The 24,394-nt window shown below is 66.9% G+C and carries 21 protein-coding genes and 1 pseudogene; 21 read left to right on the top strand and 1 reads right to left on the bottom strand.

The window, feature by feature from the left end; translation table 11 throughout:
* Positions 1–2 precede the first annotated feature (2 nt).
* Positions 3–779: a type I methionyl aminopeptidase gene (gene map / locus QZ853_RS03380; protein ID WP_345777872.1), complete on the bottom strand. Its 777-nt coding sequence runs from the start codon at positions 777–779 to the stop codon at positions 3–5.
* 237 nt (positions 780–1,016) lie between these two features.
* On the opposite strand from map, the gene QZ853_RS03375 reads away from it, so the two are divergent.
* The 21 genes and pseudogenes from QZ853_RS03375 to QZ853_RS03275 all read left to right on the top strand — a co-directional run bounded on the left by QZ853_RS03375 (position 1,017) and on the right by QZ853_RS03275 (position 24,229).
* Positions 1,017–1,547, top strand: a complete 531-nt coding sequence (locus QZ853_RS03375) for a spore coat U domain-containing protein (protein WP_295570727.1) — start codon at positions 1,017–1,019, stop codon at positions 1,545–1,547.
* Positions 1,547–2,296: a molecular chaperone gene (locus tag QZ853_RS03370; protein WP_295570725.1), complete on the top strand. Its 750-nt coding sequence runs from the start codon at positions 1,547–1,549 to the stop codon at positions 2,294–2,296. The genes QZ853_RS03375 and QZ853_RS03370 overlap by 1 nt, the downstream gene beginning before the upstream one ends.
* 7 nt (positions 2,297–2,303) lie before the next feature.
* Entirely contained in the window at positions 2,304–4,682 is a 2,379-nt protein-coding gene (locus tag QZ853_RS03365) for a fimbria/pilus outer membrane usher protein (protein WP_295570724.1), read from the top strand.
* The gene (locus QZ853_RS03360; RefSeq protein WP_295570722.1) at positions 4,679–5,713 is read left to right on the top strand and encodes a spore coat U domain-containing protein; all 1,035 of its coding nucleotides are present in this window, start codon (positions 4,679–4,681) and stop codon (positions 5,711–5,713) included. The genes QZ853_RS03365 and QZ853_RS03360 overlap by 4 nt, the downstream gene beginning before the upstream one ends.
* 143 nt (positions 5,714–5,856) lie before the next feature.
* On the top strand, positions 5,857–6,189 hold the full coding sequence (locus QZ853_RS03355) for a hypothetical protein (RefSeq protein WP_295570721.1): 333 nt from the start codon (positions 5,857–5,859) through the stop codon (positions 6,187–6,189).
* Entirely contained in the window at positions 6,189–6,887 is a 699-nt protein-coding gene (locus QZ853_RS03350) for a molecular chaperone (RefSeq protein WP_295570720.1), read from the top strand. The genes QZ853_RS03355 and QZ853_RS03350 overlap by 1 nt, the downstream gene beginning before the upstream one ends.
* 219 nt (positions 6,888–7,106) lie before the next feature.
* Positions 7,107–7,913: a 30S ribosomal protein S2 gene (gene rpsB / locus QZ853_RS03345; RefSeq protein ID WP_295570718.1), complete on the top strand. Its 807-nt coding sequence runs from the start codon at positions 7,107–7,109 to the stop codon at positions 7,911–7,913.
* Positions 7,914–8,040: 127 nt separating this feature from the next.
* Positions 8,041–8,916 (top strand): translation elongation factor Ts, encoded by an 876-nt coding sequence (gene tsf / locus QZ853_RS03340; RefSeq protein WP_295570716.1) that lies wholly within the window; start codon positions 8,041–8,043, stop codon positions 8,914–8,916.
* Positions 8,917–9,160: 244 nt separating this feature from the next.
* The gene (locus QZ853_RS03335) at positions 9,161–10,699 is read left to right on the top strand and encodes a GGDEF domain-containing protein (RefSeq protein WP_295570714.1); all 1,539 of its coding nucleotides are present in this window, start codon (positions 9,161–9,163) and stop codon (positions 10,697–10,699) included.
* 121 nt (positions 10,700–10,820) lie between these two features.
* Entirely contained in the window at positions 10,821–11,549 is a 729-nt protein-coding gene (gene pyrH, locus QZ853_RS03330; RefSeq protein ID WP_005415854.1) for a UMP kinase, read from the top strand.
* A 96-nt stretch (positions 11,550–11,645) separates the two neighbouring features.
* Positions 11,646–12,200: a ribosome recycling factor gene (gene frr / locus QZ853_RS03325; protein WP_295570712.1), complete on the top strand. Its 555-nt coding sequence runs from the start codon at positions 11,646–11,648 to the stop codon at positions 12,198–12,200.
* A 5-nt stretch (positions 12,201–12,205) separates the two neighbouring features.
* Entirely contained in the window at positions 12,206–12,973 is a 768-nt protein-coding gene (gene uppS, locus QZ853_RS03320) for a polyprenyl diphosphate synthase (RefSeq protein ID WP_295570710.1), read from the top strand.
* Positions 12,970–13,806 (top strand): phosphatidate cytidylyltransferase, encoded by an 837-nt coding sequence (locus QZ853_RS03315; RefSeq protein WP_295570708.1) that lies wholly within the window; start codon positions 12,970–12,972, stop codon positions 13,804–13,806. Before uppS ends, QZ853_RS03315 begins: the two co-directional genes overlap by 4 nt.
* A 2-nt stretch (positions 13,807–13,808) precedes the next feature.
* Positions 13,809–14,999, top strand: a complete 1,191-nt coding sequence (locus QZ853_RS03310) for a 1-deoxy-D-xylulose-5-phosphate reductoisomerase (RefSeq protein WP_295570706.1) — start codon at positions 13,809–13,811, stop codon at positions 14,997–14,999.
* Between the two features lie 56 nt (positions 15,000–15,055).
* Positions 15,056–16,414 (top strand): RIP metalloprotease RseP, encoded by a 1,359-nt coding sequence (gene rseP / locus QZ853_RS03305; protein ID WP_295570704.1) that lies wholly within the window; start codon positions 15,056–15,058, stop codon positions 16,412–16,414.
* A gap of 74 nt (positions 16,415–16,488) precedes the next feature.
* A complete protein-coding gene (gene bamA / locus QZ853_RS03300) occupies positions 16,489–18,852 on the top strand; it encodes an outer membrane protein assembly factor BamA (RefSeq protein WP_295570702.1) in 2,364 nt (787 codons plus the stop codon).
* A gap of 1,188 nt (positions 18,853–20,040) precedes the next feature.
* Positions 20,041–21,063 (top strand): UDP-3-O-(3-hydroxymyristoyl)glucosamine N-acyltransferase, encoded by a 1,023-nt coding sequence (gene lpxD, locus QZ853_RS03295; RefSeq protein ID WP_295570700.1) that lies wholly within the window; start codon positions 20,041–20,043, stop codon positions 21,061–21,063.
* A complete protein-coding gene (gene fabZ / locus QZ853_RS03290; RefSeq protein ID WP_164136383.1) occupies positions 21,060–21,518 on the top strand; it encodes a 3-hydroxyacyl-ACP dehydratase FabZ in 459 nt (152 codons plus the stop codon). Before lpxD ends, fabZ begins: the two co-directional genes overlap by 4 nt.
* A gap of 16 nt (positions 21,519–21,534) precedes the next feature.
* Entirely contained in the window at positions 21,535–22,326 is a 792-nt protein-coding gene (gene lpxA, locus QZ853_RS03285) for an acyl-ACP--UDP-N-acetylglucosamine O-acyltransferase (RefSeq protein WP_295570698.1), read from the top strand.
* A gap of 86 nt (positions 22,327–22,412) precedes the next feature.
* Positions 22,413–23,582: pseudogene (gene lpxB / locus QZ853_RS03280) on the top strand (lipid-A-disaccharide synthase); the annotation flags it as partial.
* Complete coding sequence (locus QZ853_RS03275; protein ID WP_295570697.1) at positions 23,579–24,229, top strand: ribonuclease HII; 651 nt, start codon at positions 23,579–23,581, stop codon at positions 24,227–24,229. The pseudogene lpxB and the gene QZ853_RS03275, both read left to right, overlap by 4 nt.
* Positions 24,230–24,394 lie beyond the last annotated feature (165 nt).

The raw sequence follows: 24,394 nt of genomic DNA, 5'->3' as shown, positions 1-24,394 counted from the left end.
CCTCAGGAAACCTGCGACTCGCCCGGCGACAGGGTCAGCACGTCCACGCCGGTCTCGGTGACCGCGATCATGTGCTCCCACTGCGCCGACAGCTTGCGGTCCTTGGTCACCACGGTCCAGCCATCCGGCAGCACCTTGTTGTAGCGGGTGCCCTCGTTGATCATCGGCTCGATGGTGAAGGTCATGCCCGGCTGCAGCACCAGGCCCTGGCCGGGGCGGCCGTAATGCACCACCTGCGGCTCGTCGTGGTAGACCTTGCCGATGCCGTGGCCACAGTACTCGCGCACCACGCTGAAACGCTCGCTCTCGGCGTAGCTCTGGATGGCATGGCCGATGTCGCCCAGGGTCGCGCCCGGACGCACCGCGCGGATGCCGCGCCACATCGCTTCATAGGTGGCTTCGACCAGGCGGCGCGCCATCACCGACGGGGTGCCGACGAAGTACATGCGACTGGTGTCACCGTGCCAACCGTCCTTGATGACGGTAACGTCGATATTGATGATGTCGCCATCCTTGAGCACCTTCCCTTCGCTGGGGATGCCATGGCAGATGACGTTGTTGACCGAAGTGCACACGGTCTTGGGGAAGCCGCGGTAGCCGACGTTGGCCGGAATGGCGCCCTGCACGTTCACGATGTGGTCGTGGCAGATGCGGTCCAGTTCCTCGGTGGTGACACCGGGCTTGACGTGGGGGGTGACGATGTCGAGCACTTCGCTGGCCAGGCGGCCAGCGATTCGCATCATCTCGATTTCCTGCGGGGTTTTCAGATTCACGCTCATGGCCCCCATTATCGCCGATCCGGCCGCAATCTGAACGAACGCCACCCAACTGGCATTTCAGGCAATGCACAGTTCCGGCAAGGAAAGTGAAAGCGTGATGCCCTCCGCCCTTTCGGATCCCTAATCATCACGGATTACAGACACTTAGCCTCCGAAGCTGGCGCCGACCGTCGTCAAAGCGGCCCCACGTGCCGCCTTCGCCTTGTTCAACAGACCTTCGGGTCAGGGAGGTTGTCCATGCGATCCACGTTCCGCCCGCCACTCGCCTGCGCCCTGGCCGGGCTTCTGCTGGCCGGCCCGGCCCTGGCCGCAGACACCACCACCTTCAACGTTACCCTGGTGGTCACCAAGGCCTGCACGATCACCGCAGCGGCGGCCACCAACGTCGACTTCGGCACGGCGGCCTCGACCACCGCCACGCCCACTCTGGGCCAGGGCACGGTGACCGCGCAGTGTTCGGCACTGACCCCGTACACGATATCGCTGAATGCGGGTGCCAACGCCAGCACCGCCAACGACGTCACCACTCGCCGGATGAAGAACACCAACGCGGCGGTGACCGCCAACAACTTCGTTGGCTACCAGCTCTACCAGGATGCCGCGCACACCCTGGTGTGGGGCGCCACCTCCGGCACCAACACCCAGGCTGGCATCGGAACCGGCCTGGCCGTGCCCTACATCGTCTACGGCCAGATCCTGAACCTGAGCACCAACAATCCGGCCACCGGTAACTACCTGGATACGGTCACCGCCACGATCACCTATTGATGGAGCACGCCCGCATGGCCGGACCCCGCCCGTGGCGCGCCACCGGCGCGGCGCTGCTCGCCCTGAGCCTGGTGGCCGCCGCCTCCGCCAGCGCCACCAGCCTTCAGGTCGCGCCCACCAGCCTGCAGCTGGAAGCCCGCCAGCGCGCCGCCGAACTGTGGCTGACCAACAGTGGCACCTCGCCGGTCCGGCTGCAGGTGCGCGTGTTCCGCTGGGTGCAGCAGGACGGCCAGGAGCAGCTGCTACCCACCGATGAACTGCTGGCCACCCCGCCGATGCAGGAACTGGCCGCCGGCCAGCAGCAGCTGGTGCGCGTGATGCGCCCGAACCGGGAGCCACCGCCCGCGCAGCAGTACTACCGGCTGATCGTCGACGAGGTCCCCGACCTAGCGACCCGCGCCAACGGCATGCAGTTCGTGCTGCGCTATTCGATCCCGGTATTCGTGCAGCCCGCCTCCGGCAAGCTGGCGCCCCAGCTGCAGGCGCGCCTGGTACAGCTGGCCGACGGCCGCAACGGGGTGGAGGTGGCCAATGCCGGCAACAGCTATGCGCAGATTGCCGACCTCGCACTGGGCAGTGCCCAGCGCCCCCGCATCGTGCATCCGGGGCTGCTCGGCTACGTGCTGCCAGGACAGGTGATGCGCTGGCCGATCGAACGCACCGCGATCGACCGCGACAACGACCAGATCACGGCCAAGCTCAATGGCGAGTCGGAACAGACGCCACTGTCGCCCCCACCGGCTCGCTGAGGCGTTGATGGGCGCGCTGTTGGCTGCCCTGGCTCCTGCGGCGACCGAAGCCGCCGATGTGTCCGGCATGGCGGCCGGCGGCGCCGCAGATGTCTCCGGCGTGTCGGCCGACGCGACCCTGCCGCCGCCAACGCCGTTGACCGCCAGCCAGACGCTTTACCTGGACGTGCAGCTCAACAGCACGCCGCGTGGGCTGCTGCCGTTCATCGACAACCGGGGCCGCCTGCAGGCCAGCCCTGAGGTGCTGCGCCAGCTCGGCTTCAATGCGAGCGGCGACGCCCCGGTCTACCTGGACCAGATCAGCGGTGCCGTGGTGCGCTACGACGCGCACATGCAGACCCTGGCATTGGACGTGCCGCTGGACCAGCTGACCCTGCCGACCACCGTGCTCAGCCAGCCGCAGACCCGCGCCCCGGCCGGCAGCGCTTCGCCCGGCCTGCTGCTCAACTACGACGTGTACGGCAGCCGCGTGGACACGCTCGGCAACCTCAGCCTCAGCTCGGAACTGCGACTGTTCGGGATCGGCAACGGCACTTTCGAGAACACCGCGATCAGCCGCCGCTACCAGCAGCCCGGTGACCGTCGCTGGCGCGGTGAGAGCGTGCGTCTGGACACCCGCTGGAGCCTGGATTTCCCCGGCCAGGCGATGACCCTGGAGGTCGGCGACTTCTACAGCGGTTTCGTCGACTGGACCCGACCGGTACGCCTGGGCGGCCTGCAGATCGGCCGCAACTACGGCCTGCAGCCCTACCGCGTACTGACCCCGACGCCGAGCTTCCTCGGCCAGGCAGTGGTACCGTCCACGGTCGAGCTGTATGTGGACGGCCTGCGCCAGTACAGCGGCCAGGTCCCGGTCGGCCCGTTCCAGCTGGCCGCGCAACCCGGCATCAGCGGCACCGGCAGCGCGCAGGTGGTGGTGACCGACGCGTTCGGGCGCATGCAGACGCTGGATTTCAGCTTCTATGGCACCCAGCAGCTGCTGGCCAAGGGCCTGTCGGACTGGTCGGCCGGCGTCGGCCGCCTGCGCGAGGACTTCGGCCAGCGTTCGTTCGCCTACGACGATCGCACCGTCGCCAGTGCCAGTTGGCGCGGCGGTGTCAGCGACACCTTTACCGGTGAAGCGCATGCCGAAGGCGGCGGTGGCCTGGCCCAGGCCGGCCTTGGCGGCTGGTGGCGGCTCGGCGGCGCAGGCGTGATCAACACCGCCTATGCGCACAGCACCTACCACGGCCTGCGGGGCGGGCAATGGGCGCTGGGCTACAGCTGGAACAACCGCCGGTTGAACGTCAACCTGCGCACCGTGCGCAGCCATGGCGACTACCGCGATCTGGGCGCCCTGCAGGGCAACCTGCCACCCAGCATCAGCGAACAGGCCACCGTCGGCGCCGATCTGCTGCGGCTGGGCACACTCAGTACCAGCTACCTGCGCCTGCGCTATCCCGATGGCGAGGACAACCGCTACGCCAGCCTGTTCTGGTCGCGCACGTGGAGCCAGCGCTGGTCGGCCTACCTGTCGGTGAACCAGAACCTGGACAGGCGCGATGACCGCAGCATCTACCTGTCGGTCACCGCCAGCCTCGGCAACAACCGCCAGGCCAGCCTGTCCAGCCAGCGCAACGGCGACAGCCAGAGCTGGGTGGCCGACGTCACCCAGCCGGTACCCGGCGATGGCAGTGCCGGCGGCGTTGGCTGGCGCGCGCAGCTGCGCCACGGCGAAGACGGCAACGGCGGCCTGGCCGAGGTCGGCATCCTCAACGACGTCGGTCGCTACTCGCTCGGCGCGTCGCGCCAGGGCGGCCTCAATTACGCCTATGCCAGCGCCAGTGGCAGCCTGGTGTGGATGGGCGGGCACGCCTTCGCTACCCGCGAGGTCTCCGATGCGTTCGCGGTGATCAGCACCAATGGCGTCGCCGGCGTGCCGGTACGGCTGGAAAACCGCCTGATCGGCGTGACCGACGATCGCGGCCTGCTGCTGGTCAGCCCGCTGCTGTCCTGGCAGCGCAACCGGGTCTCGATCGACACCCTGGACCTGCCCGAAGACATGCGTGCCGACCGCATCGAAGACTGGGTCACGCCGCGCCAGCGCGCCGGCACCGGGGTGACGTTCCAGCTGCGTTCGCGGCCCTCGCTGAGCCTGACCCTGCTGGGCATGGACGGTCAACCGCTGGAGGTGGGCAGCGAGGCACAGCTGCCCGACGGGCGCCAGGCGCTGGTCGGCTACGACGGCCTGTTGTACCTGGAGGACGTCGCCGCCGGCAGCGTGCTGTACATCACCACCAGCCGCGGCCAGTGCCGGGTGAAGGTGCCGGACCAGCCCACGGTGGTGGCCAGCGGCGCGCGCCCGAAGGCCGCTCCCCTGCAATGCATCCCGGAAGTGGCGCCATGAGGATGCTGCTGCTTGGCCTGCTGCTGGTGGCCGGCCTGCTGGCCGCGGCTCCGGCGCGCGCCGTCGCGGTCTGCACCGCCATCGCCGACCCGACGCTGCCGTTCGGCAACATCAACAGCAACGCGCCTGGCGCCACCACCGGCACGCTCAACATCACGGTGAACTGCACCACCGCCGCGCTGAGCGTGCTGGCCACCACCGGCGTGCGGATCTGCGTGGGCATCGGCGCCGGCAGCGGTGGCGGCAGCAGCGCCAGCTGGCGGACGATGGCCACCAGCAGCAGCGACACCATGAATTTCCAGCTCTACAACACCACCAACTTCAGCCAGGTGACCGGTTTGACCCCGCGTGGCTCGCCGCCGGCGCAGGAGCTGACCATGACCTACAACGTGCCGCTGACCGGTGGCAACGGCTCGCAGGCCACACAGCTGTCAGCACAGATCCCGGCCAACCAGATCCTGGCCTCGGGCGCCTACAGCAGCACCTTCAGCGGCGCCAACGTGGTGCTGACCTGGGCCTGGAACGAGGTGCTGCTCGGCACCGCCACCGTGCCGGCAACCTGCAACGGCGGCGCCACCGGGACCAACAGCGCCAGTGCTGCCTTCAGCTTCACCGCCACCGCCAACGTGCTGCCGCAGTGCGGCAGCTACGTCACCACCAACATGAACTTCGGCAACGTCACCGGCGGCATCCCGGCCAATATCGACCAGACCGCGACGCTGACCCTCACCTGCCTGAAGAACACCGCCTACCAGGTCAGCCTCAACAACGGCCAGAACAACCCCACCGCCACCAGTACGCGGCGCATGGCCACCACCATCGGTGGCAGCACCTACTACCTCACCTACGAGCTGTATCGCAATTCCACCCGCAGCCAGCGCTGGGGCAACACCCTGTCCGTGGATACCGCCAGCGGCACCGGCACCGGCAGCGCGCAGCAGTTGACGATCTATGGCCGGGTGCCGCCGGTCGCCGGCCAACCACCAGCGGGCACCTACAACGATGTGGTGCAGGTGACGATTACCTATTGACGGGCGTGCCGATGGGCGTGCCGACCAACGGTCGGCACCTACCGGGGCGGATTGGGATGGTCGCTGCCCACCGGGCTGGGTCTGGAATGGCCTGTGCCCATCGGGGGGGGTTCGGTAGATCCACGCCGTGCGTGGATGCAGGCATGGCGCAGTCGAGCACGCTCGACGCTACAGTTCCTGCCGATCCGGCCGATACCGCGCAGCGAGTCCTGACGCATGGTGGTTGGCTGGTGGTTCGCGCACTTCTGATCGGGGCGATATCGGTCGCCAGCACGCCCGCATGGGCCGAACCCATCCCCACCCCGCTGCAGGTCCGGCTGACCGTGGTCGACGCCTGCAGTGGCGAGGCCGCCGGCAGCCGTTGCCCGGTCCCGCATCAGCGCAGCGATGCACCGCAGCTGCCGGCGCAGGTCCGCGATCTGGCGCCACCGGTGGCCAACGAAGACGCTGCACCTGCCGTGACCCTCATCTACTGATGCGCGCAGCACTGCTTCTCCTCGCGTGGCTGCTTGCGCCGCCCGCCGCGGCCCTGGACCTGTCGCCCACCACGCTGCAGCTGCCTGCTGAAGGCGGTCGCACCGAGCTGTGGCTGTACAACCCGGGGCCCGGCCACTGGCAGGGCCAGGTGCGGGTGATGGCCTGGGAACAACAGATCGATGCAGAGCGCCTGAGGTCGACCGAGCAGATCCTGGTCAGCCCGATCCAGCTCGATCTCGCCCCGGGCGTGCGCCAGCGCATCTGGCTGCTGCCCGGCCGTCCCGAGGCCGCCTCGGGTGAACGGGCCTACCGGATCGTGCTGGAGCCCGGCCAGGCCGGCCTGCCCCGCTACTCGCTGCCGCTGTTCCGCGGCCAGGCCGCACCGCAGGTACAGCCACGGGTGCAGGCCCGGCTCGAGGCCGACGCGTCGCAGCCCTATCTGCGATTGAGTAATGCCGGGCCGCTGCACGCCCGCCTGCACGACCTGGCGTTCGTGGCCGACGATGGCCAGCGCACCCTGCTGCTTCCGGGCCTGGCCGGCTATCTGCTGGCCGGGCGCGAGCGCCGCTGGGCACTGCCGGCGCGGCTGAACGGCTACCATGGCGGGCGTTTCCACGCCCATCTGCAGGATGGCCGCCAGATCGACCTGACCGCGACGGACCCGGCAATTGCAGCGAGCGCGCCGAGCGGGCTATAATCGACCGGATTCCTGCCGCCTTCGTGCGCGGGAACCCGTCCACACCGGACGTCACCGGTGAATCCACACCTGCTGCCCCCATCCGTGCCGGGGTGCTCCGCAAGGAGTTCGGCCACGGAGGCAACAGGGAAGCCCAACCCCGGAACCGATTGCGCTTCCATGCGCCCGCATACCTAATCCCGCGGGCGGAATCGCTGGTTCCATATCAGGAGTATTGCAATGCCCCAGGTCACCATGCGTCAGATGCTGGAAGCCGGCGTCCACTTCGGCCACCAGACCCGCTACTGGAACCCGAAGATGGCTCCGTACATCTTCGGCGCCCGCGGCAAGATCCACATCATCAACCTGGAAAAGACCGTCCCGCTGTTCAACGACGCGATGAACTTCATCTCGTCGGTGGCCCAGAAGCGCGGCACCGTCCTGTTCCTGGGCACCAAGCGCAGCGCCCGCGAAACCATCAAGGAAGAAGCCGAGCGTTGCGGCATGCCGTTCATGAACCAGCGTTGGCTGGGCGGCACCCTGACCAACTTCCGTACCGTCAAGCAGTCGGTTGCCCGCCTGAAGGAACTGGAAGCCGGTGAAACCGACGGTACCTTCGAGAAGCTGGTCAAGCACGAAGTGCTGGGCCTGCGTCGCGAGCGCGACAAGCTGGAAGCCTCGCTGGGCGGCATCAAGGACATGAACCGCCTGCCGGACGCCATCTTCGTGATCGACATCGGCCACGAAGACATCGCGATCAAGGAAGCCAAGAAGCTGGGCATCCCGGTCATCGCCGTGGTCGACACCAACTACAACCCGGAACTGGTCGACTACGCCATCCCGGGCAACGACGACGCCATCCGTGCCGTGCAGCTGTACTCGCGCGCAGCCGCTGACGCCGTGCTGGAAGGCAAGGCTGCTGCTCCGCACGCCGCTTCGGTGCGCGAGGAAGAGTTCGCTGAAGCCGCTGCCGAAGGCGAAGAGAAGCCGGCCCGCCGCGCTCCGGCCAAGAAGGCTGCCAAGAAGGGCGACGACGCCCAGGCCTGATCCCAGGCCCCGGGGCGGACGCCTGGCGTCCACCCTCCCTGCGCGCAGCCCTTGGCGCGTGACAGGACCGTGTCACACGGGCCGGCCACCATGCCGGCCCAACCCCTTTCTTTCGTGAGGTAATCCCGTGGAAATCACTGCTTCCCTGGTCAAGGAACTGCGCGAGCGCACTGGCGCCGGCATGATGGAATGCAAGAAGGCGCTCACCGAAGCCAACGGCGACATCGACGCTGCTGCTGAAGCCATGCGCAAGTCCGGCGCTGCCAAGGCCGACAAGAAGGCTGACCGCGTGGCCGCCGAAGGCCGTCTGGGCCTGGCCCAGGACGGCGGCAAGGCCGTGCTGGTCGAAGTCAACTCGGAAACCGACTTCGTCGCCAACGATGACAACTTCAAGTCCTTCGTCAACGCCGTCGCCGCCGCTGCCCTGGCATCGGGCGCCGACGACGTGGACGCCGTGAAGGCTGCCAAGCTGGCCGACGGCCGCACCGTTGAAGAAGCCCGCGCCACGGCCGTGCAGACCCTGGGTGAGAACATCCAGATCCGCCGCATGGTGAAGATCGATGGCAACAACACCATCGGCGCCTACGTCCACACCAACGGCAAGGTCGGCGTGCTGGTCGATCTGGTCGGCGGCGACGTCGAGCTGGCCCGTGGCCTGGCCATGCACGTGGCCGCGCTGAAGCCGCCGCACAACAAGGCTGCGGACGTTCCGGCCGACTTCGTCGAGAAGGAAAAGGAAATCGAGCTGGCCAAGATGTCCGAGAAGGACCGCGCCAAGCCGGCCGAGATCCTGGAAAAGATCATCAGCGGCAAGATCAACAAGATCGTCAGCGACGTGACCCTGTACGGCCAGACCTACGTGCTGGGCGACACCACCGTCGAGCAGGTGGTCAAGGCCGCTGGCGCCGACGTGGCCGGCTTCAAGCTGCTGATCGTCGGCGAAGGCATCGAGAAGGTGGTGGAAGACTACGCCGCCGAAGTTGCCAAGGCGATGCAGGTCTGATTCCAGCCTTCCGGCTGTGAAGCGACCAGAAGGAGCCGCGGGAAACCGCGGCTCTTTTTTTTGTGCCGGCGGGCCAGTGGGTCCGCACCGTTGGTGCGCACACCAGCGCCGGAGGGCTTTGCGTTGCGCGCGAATCAAGCCGATACTCGGCACAAGGAATCAACAGTCACTTAGCAGGAACGAAAATCGCGGACTGTGATGCATTCCTAGGTATTCTTGTCCCAATGGAATTGAACGACCCGACATGCCTCCCGAGCTGACAGCTGCCCTGGCGCTCTGCCGCAACCTGCCCTCGCCACCCGGTATTGCCCTGCGCATCATCGAACTGGCCCAGGACCCGGAAGCGGACATCGCCACCGCCGCCGACATCATCGCCATCGACATGGCACTGAGCGCTCGCATGCTGCGTATCGCCAATTCGCCGCTGTACGCCAGCCGGCGCCGGATCGAGAACCTCGGCCAGGCGCTGACCATGCTCGGTCTGAATGCCACCATCAGCCTCGCGCTTGGCTTTACCGTTACCCAGGGCCTGACCGGTGGCAGCGGTGCCGACCACGACCTGCGCCAGCGTGCCTGGAAGCGCAGCATCCTCAGCGCCCTTGCCGCCAGCCAGCTCGGCCAGGCCCGCGGCCTGCGCCGCCTGGAGGAGCTGATGCTGGCCGGCCTGCTGCAGGATCTGGGCGTACTGTGCCTGGCCCAGGCCGAGGCCGAACGCTACCTGCCACTGCTGCGCGAAGCGCGCGACAACCCCGACCTGGTCGCGCGCGAGCGCGACGAACTGGGCTGCAGCCACGCCGACGTCGGCGCCTGGGTGGCCGAGCAGTGGGGCCTGCCGCGCTACCTGGTGGAGAGCATCCGCCACAGCGAGGACGATGACGCCGCCGACTCGCCATTCCAGGCCTGCGTGCAGCTGTCCGGGGCCGTGGCCGACATCTGGCTGGACGAGGATGCCGACGCCGCGCGCGAGCGTGCCCTGCAGCAGGTCCATGACGGCCTGGAACTGGACAGCGCACGCTTCGACCAGGTGCTGGCCCGCATCAGCGACGCCCTGCCGGACATCGCCAGCCTGTTCGAGGCCGGCCTGAATTCGCCGTTGCGCGTGCGCGAGCTGATCGACCATGCGCAGGAGCTGGCCACCCTGCGCAACCTGCGCGAACTGCAGGATGCTGAACAGGCACGCCGTCGTGCTGACGAATTCGAGGCGCGTGCCAAGCGGTTGGCCGACCAGGCCCATCGCGATGCACTGACCGGCGTGCTCAACCGCCGCCAGCTGGAAGCCGTGCTGGAGCAGGAATTCCTGCGCGCCGGCCGCCAGGGCTGGCCGCTGTCGGTGGCCTTCATCGACCTGGACGACTTCAAGAAGATCAATGACGCGCATGGCCACCTGACCGGCGACGAGGTGCTGCGCGCCTTCGCCGGCAAGCTGCAGGGCCAGCTGCGCAACAGCGACACCGTGGCCCGTTTCGGCGGCGAGGAGTTCGTCGCGCTGCTGCCCAACACCAGCGAGACGGTAGCCCTGGACGTCATCCGCCGGGTACTGGCCAACATCGTCGCCACGCCGATGGCCGAACTGGAGGGCGGACCGCTGTTCGTCACCTTCTCCGCCGGTGTCGCCACCCAGGGCGGTTATGAGCGCTTCGCCGACGTGCAGGACCTGCTGCGTGCGGCCGATGACGTGCTGTACCGCTCCAAGAACCTGGGCCGCAACCGGGTGATCGCCCGCTCCCCGGGCGCCCTCGGCCACGACGAGCTGTCGGCAACGGCCAGCGCCGAGCTGGGCTGAACGGGAGGCCCCGCATGACCGGGGCGAATGGCTGGATTCTGCGCCGCAGTGCACAAAACACTTTGGCCCAACGCCGCATGCGCGTAGAATCGCCCGCGATTTCCACGCACCCGAGGTCCCTATGTCCAAGCTCGCCTATCGCCGCATCCTTCTGAAACTGTCCGGGGAGGCGCTGATGGGAGATGAGGACTACGGCATCGACCCGAAGATCATCAACCGCCTGGCCCGTGAAGTCATCGAGGCCCAGCAGGCCGGTGCCGAAGTGGCCCTGGTGATCGGCGGCGGCAACATCTTCCGCGGCGCCGGCCTGGCCGCAGGCGGCATGGACCGCGTCACCGGCGACCAGATGGGCATGCTGGCCACGGTCATCAACGCTCTGGCCATGCAGGATGCCCTCGAAAAGCTGGGGGCCAAGGCCCGCGTGATGAGCGCGATCAAGATCAACGACGTGTGCGAGGACTATATCCGCCGCCGCGCCATCCGCCACCTGGAAAAGGGCCGCCTGGTGATCTTCGCTGCCGGCGTCGGTAGCCCGTTCTTCACCACCGATTCCGGCGCTGCGCTGCGCGCGATCGAGATCGGTGCCGACCTGCTGCTGAAGGCAACCAAGGTCGACGGCGTGTACGACAAGGATCCGAACAAGCACAGCGACGCGGTCCGCTTCGACAGCCTGAGCTACGACGAAGTGATCCGTCGCGGCCTGGAAGTGATGGACACCGCCGCCTTCGCGCTTGCCCGCGACAGCGACCTGCCGATGCGCGTGTTCGACATGGGCCAGCCGGGCGAGCTGCTGAAGATCCTCAATGGCGCCAACATCGGCACCCTGGTGCAGGGCCGCGATCCGGCCTGAGCCTGAGCGCAAGGCGACGCCAGGGCCGATTCAGGCCCGGCAGCGTCCCATATTCGCCTATAATCGCCCGATTCCAGATACATCCAGGACCGGGCGATGCTCAACGACATCAAGAACAACGCGCAGACGCGCATGGCCAAGAGCATCGACGCTCTGAAGCACACCCTCACCTCCATCCGGACCGGGCGAGCCACGCCAGCCCTGCTGGACCGCGTGATGGTCAATGCCTACGGCAACGCCAGCACCCCGCTGAACCAGGTGGCCTCGGTCTCCAACGCCGACGCGCACTCGCTGCTGGTCACGCCCTTCGACAAGGGCATGATCAAGGAGATCGAAAAGGGGCTCTACAACGCTGAGTTCACTCCGAACACCCTGGGCACCTCGATCCGCATCAACATGCCGCCGCCGACCGAAGAGCGCCGCAAGGAGCTGGTCAAGCAGGTGCAGAAGGAAGGCGAAGGCGCCAAGATCGCGATCCGCAACATCCGTCAGGACGCGAACAAGGAAATCGCCAAGCTGGTCAAGGACAAGGCGATCAGCGAAGACGAGAAGAAGCGCGGCGAAGACGACATCCAGAAGCTGACCGACGCCAACATCAAGGACGTCGACAAGGTCGTTGCCGACAAGGAAAAAGAACTGCTGTCGGTCTGAAGTCGATGCCTTCAGTCCCGCCTCCGTTGCCGGCCGCCCTGCCCCGCCACGTTGCCATCATCATGGATGGCAACGGGCGCTGGGCACAGCAGCGTCGTCGCCCGCGCGTGATCGGCCATCGTGCCGGCGCGCGCGCGGTCAACCGCACCATCGAGCGCTGCCTTGAACTGGGCATTCCGGCGCTGACCCTGTTCGCGTTCTCCAGCGAGAACTGGGGCCGCCCGCAGGAAGAAGTCGATGCCCTGATGAAGCTGTTCCTCGGCGCGCTCGACCGCGAAGTGGACGAGCTGCACCGTCGCGGCGTGCGCGTGCGCTTCATCGGCGAACGCGAGCGCTTCGGCGCCGGCCTGGTCAGCCGCATGCAGCTGGCCGAACAACGTACCGCCGACAACACCACGCTGACCCTGTCGATTGCTGCCAGTTACGGCGGCCGCCAGGACATCGCCCGTGCCGCGCGCGCGCTGGCTGCCGAAGTCGCCGCCGGCCGCCTGCTGCCCGAACAGATCGACGAATCGCTGCTGGGCCGCCAGGTCGCCCTGGCCGACCTGCCGCCGCCGGATCTGTTCATCCGCACCGGTGGCGATACCCGCATCAGCAACTTCCTGCTGTGGCAGCTGGCCTATACCGAGCTGTGGTTCACCGAGGCCCTGTGGCCGGACTTCGATGCCGATCTGCTGCAGCAGGCGCTGGACGCCTACGGCAGCCGCGAGCGTCGCTTCGGCCTGACCAGCGCCCAGATCGCCGCCCTGGCCACCGAGACCTCCAGCCAATGACCAAGACCCGAGTCCTCGCCGCGCTGATCATGGCGCCGGTTGCCATTGCCGCGATCCTGCTGCTGCCCACGCAATGGCTGGCCGCCGCCGCCGCAGCGGTGCTGCTGATCGGCCTGTGGGAATGGCTGAAGCTGGCCGGCATCGAAGACACCCTCGCGCGCACAGTGCTGCTGGTGCTGAACCTGCTGCTGATGGTGCTGCTGGTGTGGGCCGATGGCAGCACCCTGGTGTTGTTCCAGATCACCACGCTGGCCGGTGTCGCCTGGTGGCTGGCAGCGCTGGTCTGGCTGCGCTTCTTCAACTTCGGCGCACAGCCGACGGCGCCCTCGCGCATCGTCAAGATGCTGGCCGGCACCCTGGCCATCGTTCCGGCCTGGGCCGCGCTGGTGTTGATCCATGCCGGCGGCGATCCGCCGGGCAGGCAGGGCCACCTGTGGCTGCTGGCCGCGCTGGCACTGGTGTGGGCGGCCGATTCGGGCGCCTATTTCGCCGGCCGCCGCTTCGGCAGGCACAAGCTGGCCCCGCGCATCAGCCCCAACAAGACCTGGGAAGGTCTGTTCGGTGGCCTGCTGGCCGGTGTCGCCGTGGCCGTCGGCCTGGGCTGGCTGGCGGGCATCGACGCCGCCCACGTACCGGGCCTGCTGATCACGTCGGTGGTCGCGGTGTTCGCCTCGGTGCTGGGTGATCTGTTCGAAAGCCTGATCAAGCGCCACGCCGGTGCCAAGGATTCGGGCAACCTGATCCCGGGCCATGGCGGCGTGCTCGACCGCGTCGACGGCGTCCTCGCCGCCGTTCCGGTGTTCGCGCTGGGCAAGGAAATCTTCGGGTTCTGACCATGAATGCTGTCGCAGACCTGCGCCGGGTCGCCGTGCTCGGTGCCACCGGCTCGATCGGTGCCTCCACGCTTGACGTGATCGCCCGCCATCCGCAGCGCTACCAGGCCACCGTGCTGGCTGCCGGCCGCCAGGTGCAGGCGCTGCTGGCACTGTGCCGCGTGCACCGCCCCGCGCATGCGGTGATCGCCGATGAATCGCTGTACGCAGAGCTGCGCGACGGCCTGCGCGAGGCCGGCCTGGCCACCCAGGCGCATGCCGGCCATGCCGCGCTGGACCAGCTGGCCGCCAGTGACGTGTGTGACACCGTCGTCGCGGCGATTGTCGGAGCCGCCGGGCTGTCCTCCACCCTGGCCGCCGCCGCCGCTGGCAAGCGGATCCTGCTGGCCAACAAGGAATCGCTGGTCCTGGCCGGTGAACTGCTGACCCGCACCGCCCAGCGTGCCGGCGCCGAGATCATCCCGATCGACAGCGAGCACAGCGCGATCTTCCAGTGCCTGCGCTCGCGTGACGCCAGCCTCGACGGCGCCGGCGTGCGCCGGATCCTGCTGACCGCCTCCGGCGGCCCGTTCCGCGGCCGCAGCCGCGCCGAGCTGGCCGAGGTCACCCCGGCAGAGGCGGTGGCGCACCCGAAGTGGTCGATGGGGCCGAAGATCTCGGTCGATTCGGCGACATTGATGAACAAGGGCCTGGAAGTCATCGAGGCACACCACCTGTTCGCGGTGCCCGGCGAGCGCATCGAGGTGCTGGTGCACCCGCAGAGTCTGGTGCATTCGCTGGTCGAGTTCGTTGACGGCTCCACCCTGGCGCAGATGGGCCTGCCTGACATGCGCACCACCCTGGCCGTCGGCCTCGGCTGGCCCCAGCGGATCGAGTCGGGCGTGGCCGGGCTGGACCTGCTGGCCCAGGGCCGGCTGGATTTCGAAGCCCCGGATACCGAGGCCTTCCTGTGCCTGGCGCTGGCCTGGCAGGCGATGCAGGCCGGCGGTACCGCACCGGCGGTGCTGAACGCCGCCAACGAAGAGGCGGTTTCAGCGTTTCTTCAGGGCCGGATCGGTTTCCTGACCATCCCGGAGCTGGTTGCTAACGCTCTTTCAACACTGCCGACCCAAGCAGCCGATACACTGGAGGTCCTGTTGTCCGCCGACCAGCGGGCACGCCAGTTGACCCTGAACGCCATCGACGCCGCCTGAACGACCGCCTCCGCACAGCATGACGCCGCCGCCCTTGCCCGCCAATGTGAGCCTGCATGACTGACTTCATCGGATCGGTCTGGTGGATGATCGTCAGTCTCGGGCTGCTGGTCACATTCCACGAATTCGGGCATTACTGGGTCGGGCGCCTGTGCGGGGTCAAGATCCTGCGCTTCTCGGTCGGCTTCGGCCGCCCGCTGTGGTCGCGCCGCGACAAGCATGGGACCGAGTTCGCCATCGCCGCGATTCCGCTGGGCGGCTATGTGAAGTTCCTCGATGAACGCGAGGTTGAAGTCCATCCGCACGAACGCGGCCAGGCCTTCAATCACAAGACCGTGTGGCAGCGCATCGCCATCGTCGCTGCCGGGCCGATCGCCAACCTGCTGCTGTGCATCCTGCTGCTGTGGGCGATGTTCGTGATCGGCAAGCAGGACTACTCGCCGACCATCGGCCGGGTCGACGGCATCGCCGCCAGCGCCGGCCTGGTCAGCGGCGACCGCGTGCTGCGCGTGGATGACCGCCAAGTGGCCACCCTCGGCGAGGCCAGCATGGCGCTGACCGCTGCCGCGATGGACCGCCGTGACGTGAAGCTGGAAGTGCTCGACCCGGCCGACCAGGTGCGCGTGCGCACCCTGCCGCTGTCGCAGCTGCCGGCTGGCTTCGATGAACGCCGGGTGCCGATCCTGGCCGGGCTGTACTGGCAGTCGTGGCTGCAACCGGCGCAGGTCGACTCGCTCACCGCCGATTCGGTGGTGAGCGGGCTGCTGCAGCCGGGCGACCTGATCGTGGCGATCGACGGCCAGCGCATCGACAGCGTCGACCAGGTGATCGGCGAGATCCAGACGCTCGGCCGCGCCGGCGGCCCCGGCATGATCGAGGTCCTGCGCGGCGGTGAACGGCTGGCACTGGAAGTCACGCCTCGACAGGGCAAGGATGGCAAGGGCAACCCGGTCTGGCAGATCGGCGTCGGCTTCCCCACCTCCTACAGCCCCGCCTACGACACCCTGCTGCGCTACGGGCCGCTGGACGCGGTCACCGTGGCGGTGCGCGAAACCGGTCGCCTGGCCGCCGATTCGCTGGGCATGATGGGCCGCATCGTCACCGGCAAAGCCTCGCTGCAGAACGTTTCCGGGCCGGTCACCATCGCCCGCGTGGCCAATGTATCGGCCAAGCGCGGCCTCGACTGGTTCCTGCAGTTCCTTGCCCTGCTGTCCCTCAGCCTGTGCATCATCAACCTGTTGCCGATCCCGATCTTGGACGGCGGCCACCTGCTGTATTACCTTATCGAGTTGGTCAAGGGCAGCCCGCTGAGCGAGCGTGCCATCGCCGCCGGCCAATACATCGGCTTGGCGTTGCTGGCCGGGCTGATGGGGTTGGCGTTCTACAACGACATCCTCGGCCTGGTCCCGCGATGAACTTTTCCACGTTGTTGCCGTCTACAGCGTCGGCATCCCGCACCAATGAAATCGACCTTCCTACCGGACGTGACATGACGCGACTCCCCAATCGCCGCCTGCTGGCCCTCGCCCTCGCCGCCGTCACCGGCGCTCCCGCCCTGGCCCAGGCAGCCGAGCCCTTCACTGTCAGCGACATCCGCGTCGACGGCCTGCAGCGCATCAGCTCGGGTACGGTATTCACCTACCTGCCGGTGGAACGTGGCGAGACCCTCACCGACAACAAGGTCGGCGAGACCATCCGCGCCCTGTACAAGACCGGCTTCTTCGAAGACGTGCAGCTGGACCGCCAGGGCAACATCCTGGTGGTGACGGTCAAGGAACGCCCGGCGATCAACAAGCTGACCGTGACCGGCAACAAGGACATCAAGTCCGAGCAGCTGCTGAAGGGCCTGTCCGACATCGGCCTGACCGAGGGTGGCACCTTCGACCGCCTGAGCCTGGACCGCGTCACCCAGGAACTGCGCCGCCAGTACAACGACCGTGGCAAGTACACCGTCGAGATCACCCCGACCGTGAGCCCGCTGGACCGCAACCGCGTCGACATCGCGATCACCATCAAGGAAGGCAAGGCGGCCAAGATCCGCCACGTCAACCTGGTCGGTACCGAGAAGTTCGAGAGCAAGGACATCCTGGAAACCTGGGAATCCAAGGAGCACAACTGGGCGTCGTGGTACCGCCGTGACGACCAGTACTCCAAGGAAAAGCTGTCCGGCGACCTGGAAAAGCTCAACTCCTGGTACCTGGACCGCGGCTACGTCGACTTCAGCATCGATTCCACCCAGGTCTCGATCAGCCCCGACAAGCGCGACATGTTCCTCACCGCGGGTGTGACCGAGGGTGCGCAGTACAAGATCTCCGAGATCAAGGTCAGCGGCGACACCATCCTCCCGCAGGAGGACGTCGAGCGCATGGTGATCCAGAAGTCCGGCGACACGTTCTCGCGTGCGCTGCTGGAGTTCAGCTCGGACACCATCACCAACTCGCTGTCCAACATCGGCTACGCGTTCGCCAAGGTGAACCCGATCCCGACCACCAATCGCGCCGACCAGACCGTGGCCATCAACATGCAGGTCGTTCCCGGCCCGCGCGTGTCGGTGCGCCGCATCCTGTTCCGCGGCAACACCCGCACCTCCGACGAAGTGATGCGTCGCGAAATGCGCCAGTTCGAGAACAGCTGGTACTCGCAGGCCGCGATCGACCGCTCCAAGATCCGCCTGCAGCGCCTGGGCTACTTTGAGTCGGTGGACGTCGAAACTCCGGCCGTCAGCGGCAGCAACGACCAGGTCGACGTCGTCTACAACGTCAAGGAAACCACTTCCGGCAGCTTCGTGTTCGGCCTGGGCTACTCGCAGTCCTACGGCATGACCACCTCGGTGCAGCTGTCGCAGAACAACTTCCTCGGCGGCGGCAACCGCGTGTCGGTCGAAGCCTCGCGCAGCAGCTACCTGCAGCGCTACGGCTTCAGCTACACCAACCCGTACTTCACCGACGACGGCGTGTCGCTGGGCTACAACCTGTCCTGGCGCGAACTGGACTACTCCGACTTCAACACCGCGCAGTACAACAGCACCAATGGCTCGGCGCAGGTGGTGTTCGGCGTGCCGCTGACCGAGACCGATACCGTCTCGCTGATGTTCGGCATCGACAGCAACCAGATCACCACGTATCGCAACTCGACGCCGGACTCGATCATCGATTACATCGATGCCGTCGGCACCCGCACCTTCCATGCCTGGCGCACGGAACTGGGCTGGGCGCGCGACTCGCGCAACGACTACTTCATGCCGACCCGCGGTACCTACCAGCGCGTTGGCCTGGAGACCACGCTGCCAGGCTCGACCATCGAGTACTACAAGCTGAACTACCAGATCAGCAAGTACTGGCCGATCATGCCGTCGCTGGTGATCAACACCCGCGCTGAAGTGGGTTACGGCGACGCCTATGGCAAGGACTACACCCGTACGATCACCAACGCGGACGGCACCACCCGTACCGTCACCGCCAGCGGCCTGCCGTTCTTCGAGAACTTCTACGCCGGTGGTACCAACTCGGTGCGTGGCTTCGAGGACAACACCCTCGGCCCCCGTGAAGTGACCCAGGGCTATCCGGAAGGCCAGCCGCTGGGTGGTTCGCTGAAGACCGTCGGTTCGGTCGAAGCCTACTTCCCGCGCCTGTTCGACAGCCCGTCGGCCCGTGTCTCGGCCTTCGTCGACTTCGGTAACGTCTACAACGGCACCAAGAACTTCAAGGCCAACGAGCTGCGCGTGTCTTCCGGTGTGGCCCTGCTGTGGCGCGCGCCGGTCGGCCCGATCTCGATCAGCTACGCCTTCCCGCTGAAGAAGGAAGACGGCGACAAGATCGAACGGCTGCAGTTCACGTTCGGCGGGCAGTTCTGACGAACTGCTTTAAACAGCTTCCAACGAATGCAAGAACGCCGGATCAAGCCCGGCGTTCCTGTTTCAGGTCAGGCTCATCATTCGCCTCTCAAGCCAGATTTGCTTCAGCCGAAAACGAACGTGGCGGCATGAATGATGCTAGAGAAATACATATCCCACGGGGCCGTCATTGTGAGAATCCACGGCCCCCTCACAATCCATCTGATGGGTGTCAAAGTGGCGAAGCTTCCTCTCCCAGACAAAGCTGCAGCGATACAAAGGAATTGTTCCCGGAAGCTGAACCGTCGAGATGTAACCGATATTCCAGTCCCCAGGCAGAACAACACCCCCCGAAGCTGCCTCGCAGTTCGGGTCTGATGATGTGAAATAGTTCCAAGGATGGGGGCCAACACAATTTCTAATCAGAACGCTGTTTTCGAAGGGTACTGCCGAAATGAACCCCAAGGATCCCTCCATGACGTATCCAATATCCTCCCACCCCCGGGGCCAATAGAAATTTGTTACATGCGTATTGGTCGAAGGCCGAGTGATACGAAAGATCTCCCTCAGCACAACCCCTGGCGGAACTGCTAGCGAGGAATCCAGCTCAGCCGCAGCTCCGTGCATCGCCCCATCAGAATATCCATCCTGAGCAAAGCCATTGCCCGCCCCCAAAGCAAGCAAAAATCCAATAATGCAACGCTTCATGAAATGCTCCATTTTCATAGGATGCGAACATGGCGTCCGCAGAACCAATGCTAACAGGCACTAAAAATGGCAGATGAGACCGACTCGCCGGATTCTACGAAATTTCGCAAATCATAAAAAGCGTGAAGAAAATCATACCTCATCTCATCAATCAGCGATCACGACTTCAGCTGTCGCGAAAACAACTGAATGACTATTCGACCATATAAATTAAATAATCAACAACGTCACTAGATATCGCTTCCACCCCATAAACCTCAGACGGGATTGCCTGTAAATTCGAGGAAGACTGCATCAGCGGTGCTTTCGCAATCAGATTCCCACGTCCAAGGTGATCCAGGGTGCTCGGAACAATCACCTTCCGACATGAACCACGCGCGCTCCAACGTACGCAGGCCAGTGGTCCGTCATGAAGCCCGATGCGAGCGGCTCCCAGTGCCCCGCCCCCCGGCCCCGCCGCCCCCGCATGACCGCAATGGCGTCACACGTTAAACTCCCGCCGTGAATACTCCCACCTACACCGCCCAGCAACTCGCCGAGCAGTTCGGCCTGCAGGTCCATGGCGACCCCGCCATCGCCATCCATGGCGTGGCCACCCTCGCCCATGCCGGTCCTGGCCAGCTGACTTTCCTCGCCAACCCGCGCTACCGCGCCCAGCTGGCCGACAGCCAGGCCGCGCTGGTCGTGCTGCGTGCCGAAGACGCCGAGGCCGCCCCCGGCGCTGCGCTCGTGGCCAAGGATCCGTACACCACCTTCGCCAAGATCGCCGCGTTGTTCGACATCGCGCCGACCCGCCCGCCGGGCGTCCACCCCAGCGCCGTCATCGATCCCAGCGCCCAGGTCGCCGCCAGCGCCCACATCGGCCCGTTCGTCTCGATCGGCGCGCGCAGCGTGGTCGGTGAGAACTGCATCATCGGCCCCGGCAGCGTGATCGGCGAGGACTGCAGCCTGGACAGCGGCTGCGAGCTGATCGCCCGGGTCACCCTGGTCACCCGGGTCAAGCTCGGCAAGCGCGTGCGCGTCCACCCCGGCGCCGTGCTCGGCGCCGATGGCTTCGGCCTGGCGATGGACGCCGGCAAGTGGATCAAGGTGCCGCAGCTCGGCGGCGTGCGCATCGGCGACGACTGCGAAATCGGCGCCAATACCTGCGTCGACCGCGGCGCGCTGGAAGACACCGTGCTGGACGAGGACGTGCGCCTGGACAACCTGGTGCAGATCGCGCACAACGTGCAGATCGGCGCGCACTCGGCCATCGCCGGCTGCACCGGCATCGCCGGCAGCGCCAAGATCGGGCGCTACTGCCTGCTCGGCGGCCACGTCGGCGTGGTCGGCCACCTCGAGATCTGCGACAAGGTCGTAATCACCGGCAAGTCGGTGGTCCGCAATTCCATCCATGAGCCGGGCGAGTACTCGTCCGGCACCCCGTTGACCGACAACCGCACGTGGCGCAAGAACGCCGCGCGCTTCAAGCAGCTGGACGCATTGGCTCGCCGCGTCCTGGCTGCTGGCAAGGAGAAAGAATGAACGACACGCTGCAGCTTCCGATCGACGTCTGCCAGATCCAGGAACTGCTCCCGCACCGTTACCCGTTCCTGCTGGTGGACCGGGTGCTTGAACTGGACATCGACGCCAAGCGCATCCTGGCGCAGAAGAACGTCAGCATCAACGAGCCGTTCTTCCAGGGCCACTTCCCGGGCCGCCCGATCATGCCCGGCGTGCTGATCATCGAAGCGCTGGCCCAGGCCGGAGGCGTGATGACGCAGCTGACGCTCGGCCGCGATGCGCAGTCCAAGCTCTTCTACATGGTCAAGGTGGAAAACGCCCGCTTCAACAAGCAGGTCGTCCCCGGCGACGTGCTGATGCTGGACGTGCAGATGAGGCGCCTGATCCGCAACATGGGCTGGTACTACGGCGAAGCGAAGGTCAACGGTGAAGTCGTTGCCTCGGCCGAGGTCATGTGCGCAGGCGCCAAGGGCTGATCCACGGGAGGCAGCAATGACTGACAACGCACCACGGATCCACCCGACCGCCGTCATCGATCCGGCCGCGCGCCTGGCCGATGACGTGCAGGTGGGCGCGTTTACCCTGATCGGCCCCGATGTGGACATCGGCGCCGGCACGGTGATCGGCCCCCATTGCAGCATCCATGGCCCGACCCGGATCGGCCGCGACAACCGCTTCGTCGGCCATGCCGCGGTGGGCGGCGAACCGCAGGACAAGAAGTACGCCGGTGAGCGCACCGAACTGGTGATCGGCGACCGCAACGTGTTCCGCGAGTTCGTCACCCTGAACCGCGGCACCGGCGGCGGCGGCGGCATCACCACCATCGGCAACGACAACTGGATGCTGGCGTACACGCACGTGGCGCACGACTGCCATGTCGGCAACTTCTGCGTGTTCTCCAACAACACCACCCTGGCCGGCCACGTCACCGTGGGCGACTACGTGATCATCAGCGGCTTCGCCGGTGCCCACCAGTTCTGCCGCATCGGTGCGCATGCCTTCCTCGGCATGGGCGCGCTGACCAATGGCGACGTGCCACCATTCACCATGGTCGGCACCGATTCGCTCGGCCGTCCGCGCGGCATCAACAGCGAGGGCCTGAAGCGTCGTGGCTTCGATGCCGAGCGCATCGCCGCTATCAAGCGCGCTTACCGCACCCTGTACGTGGCGGGCCTGCCGCTGGCCGAGGCCAAGCAGCAGCTGAGCGAGCAGGCGCGTGACAGCGATGATGTGAAGGCGCTGCTGGACTTCATCGAACACGCCGAGCGGCCGTTGCTGCGATGAGCAGCATGATCGGCCAGGCGCCGGCCGGCGCCGCGGTGATTCCGCTGGCCTCGATGGCCGGCAGCGTGCCTGCGCAGCGGGTGCTGAGCGACCGCCCGTTGCGGATCGCGCTGGTGGCCGGCGAAGCGTCCGGCGACCTGCTCGGTGCCGGCCTGGTGCGCGAGCTGAAGGCGCGCTTTCCGAATGCCGAGTTCGCCGGTATCGGCGGCGATGCCATGCGCAGCGCCGGTTGCCAGACTTGGCACGATGCCAGCGAACTGGCGGTGATGGGCCTGACCGAAGTACTGCGCCACCTGCCGCGCCTGCTCAAGCTGCGCTCGGCGTTCCGCCAGCGTGCGCTGGAATGGCAGCCGGACGTGTTCATCGGCATCGACGCACCCGATTTCAACCTGGGCATCGAGCGCTGGCTGAAGCAGCGCGGCGTGCGCACGGTGCACTACGTCAGCCCCTCGGTCTGGGCATGGCGCGAGAAGCGCGCCGAGAAGATCGGCAGCAGCGCCGACCTGGTGCTGTGCCTGTTCCCGATGGAACCGCCGATCTATGCCAAGCATGGCATCGACGCGCGCTTTGTCGGCCACCCGATGGCTGATGACATCCCGCTGCTGGGCAACCGCGAGGAAGCGCGTGCGGCACTCGGCCTGCCGACCTCGGCCAAGGTGCTGGCGGTGCTGCCGGGCAGCCGCCTGGGCGAGATCTCGCGCCTGGGCGAACCGTTCTTCGAAGCGGCCTGGCAGGTCTCCGAGCGCATCCCGGGCCTGCACGTGGTGGTACCTGCCGCCAATGCGGCATGCAAGCGGCTGATCGAAGAGCAGCTGTCACGCTCGGCGTTGCCGGTGGCCTTCTCGCATGTGCTTGATGGCCAGGCCCGCACCGCGATGATCGCCGCCGACGTGGTGGTGCTGGCCTCCGGCACCGCGACCCTGGAGGCGATGCTGGTCAAGCGGCCGATGGTGGTCGGCTACCGCGTCAACGAGCTGACCTACCGCCTGGTCAAGGCGCTGGGCCTGATCAAGGTCAGCCGCTTCGCACTGCCGAACATCCTGGCCGGCCAGGACCTGGCCCCGGAACTGATGCAGCACGACTGCACGCCGGAGAAACTGGCGGCGGCCATCCAGCAGTGGTTCGACCATCCGCAACGGGTAACCGACCTGCAGGGCACCTACGCACGCCTGCACGAGCGCCTGCGTCGCAATGCCTCGGCACGCGCCGCCGACGCCGTGGGCGAGCTGCTGATGCGCGACCAGGCCGCAGCATGAGCCGCCGCAACGCGGCTGCAGCCAGCCTGGCCCTGTTCGATGGCGCGCCGGTGATCGAGCCGGAGCGGCTGATTGCCGGCGTAGACGAGGCCGGCCGTGGGCCGCTGGCGGGGCCGGTCGCGGTCGCGGCAGTGGTGTTCGATCCCTCCCGCCCGCGCATCAATGGCCTGGACGATTCCAAGCAGCTGACCGCCGCGCGCCGCGAGCAGCTGCACGACCGCATCATCGAACGGGCCCTGGCCTGGCATGTGGTGCTGGTGGACGCGGACACCATCGACCGCCTGAACATCTATCAGGCCACCCTGCAAGGTATGCGCGAGGTGGTCGCTGCGGTGGCCCACGTGGCCGGCTTCGCCCGCATCGACGGCAACGTGGTGCCGAAGGGCCTGGTGCTGCCGGCGCAGGCCCTGGTCGGCGGCGACGGCCTCGACCGCGCGATCATGGCCGCCTCGATCCTGGCCAAGGTCTCGCGCGACCGCTACATGCAGGACGTGCATGCCCGCCACCCGCAGTATGGCTTCGAGCAGCACAAGGGCTACGGCACGCCGGCCCACCTTGCCGCGCTGCGCACGCACGGCCCCTGTGACGAGCACCGGCGCAGCTTTGCGCCGGTACGTGAGCGCCTGCAGGCCGCCACGATCGCCTGAACAGCCGCCGGGCCATGCCCGGTGGCATTCGCGCAATCGACGTACCGTCAAGTCCTTGTCGCCTCCCCCTGCCCTCGCTACCCTGACCGGGCACTCCAGCGCTTCCCGACCCCGGCGACGAATCCCCCCGTCGGCACCCGGGGCCCGCGCGCTCCAACCTGGTCC

The organism is uncultured Stenotrophomonas sp. (genome assembly GCF_913778665.1).
In the GTDB taxonomy this organism is placed as follows: Bacteria; Pseudomonadota; Gammaproteobacteria; order Xanthomonadales; family Xanthomonadaceae; genus Stenotrophomonas.
This window is presented reverse-complemented; position numbering and strand designations above follow the sequence as displayed.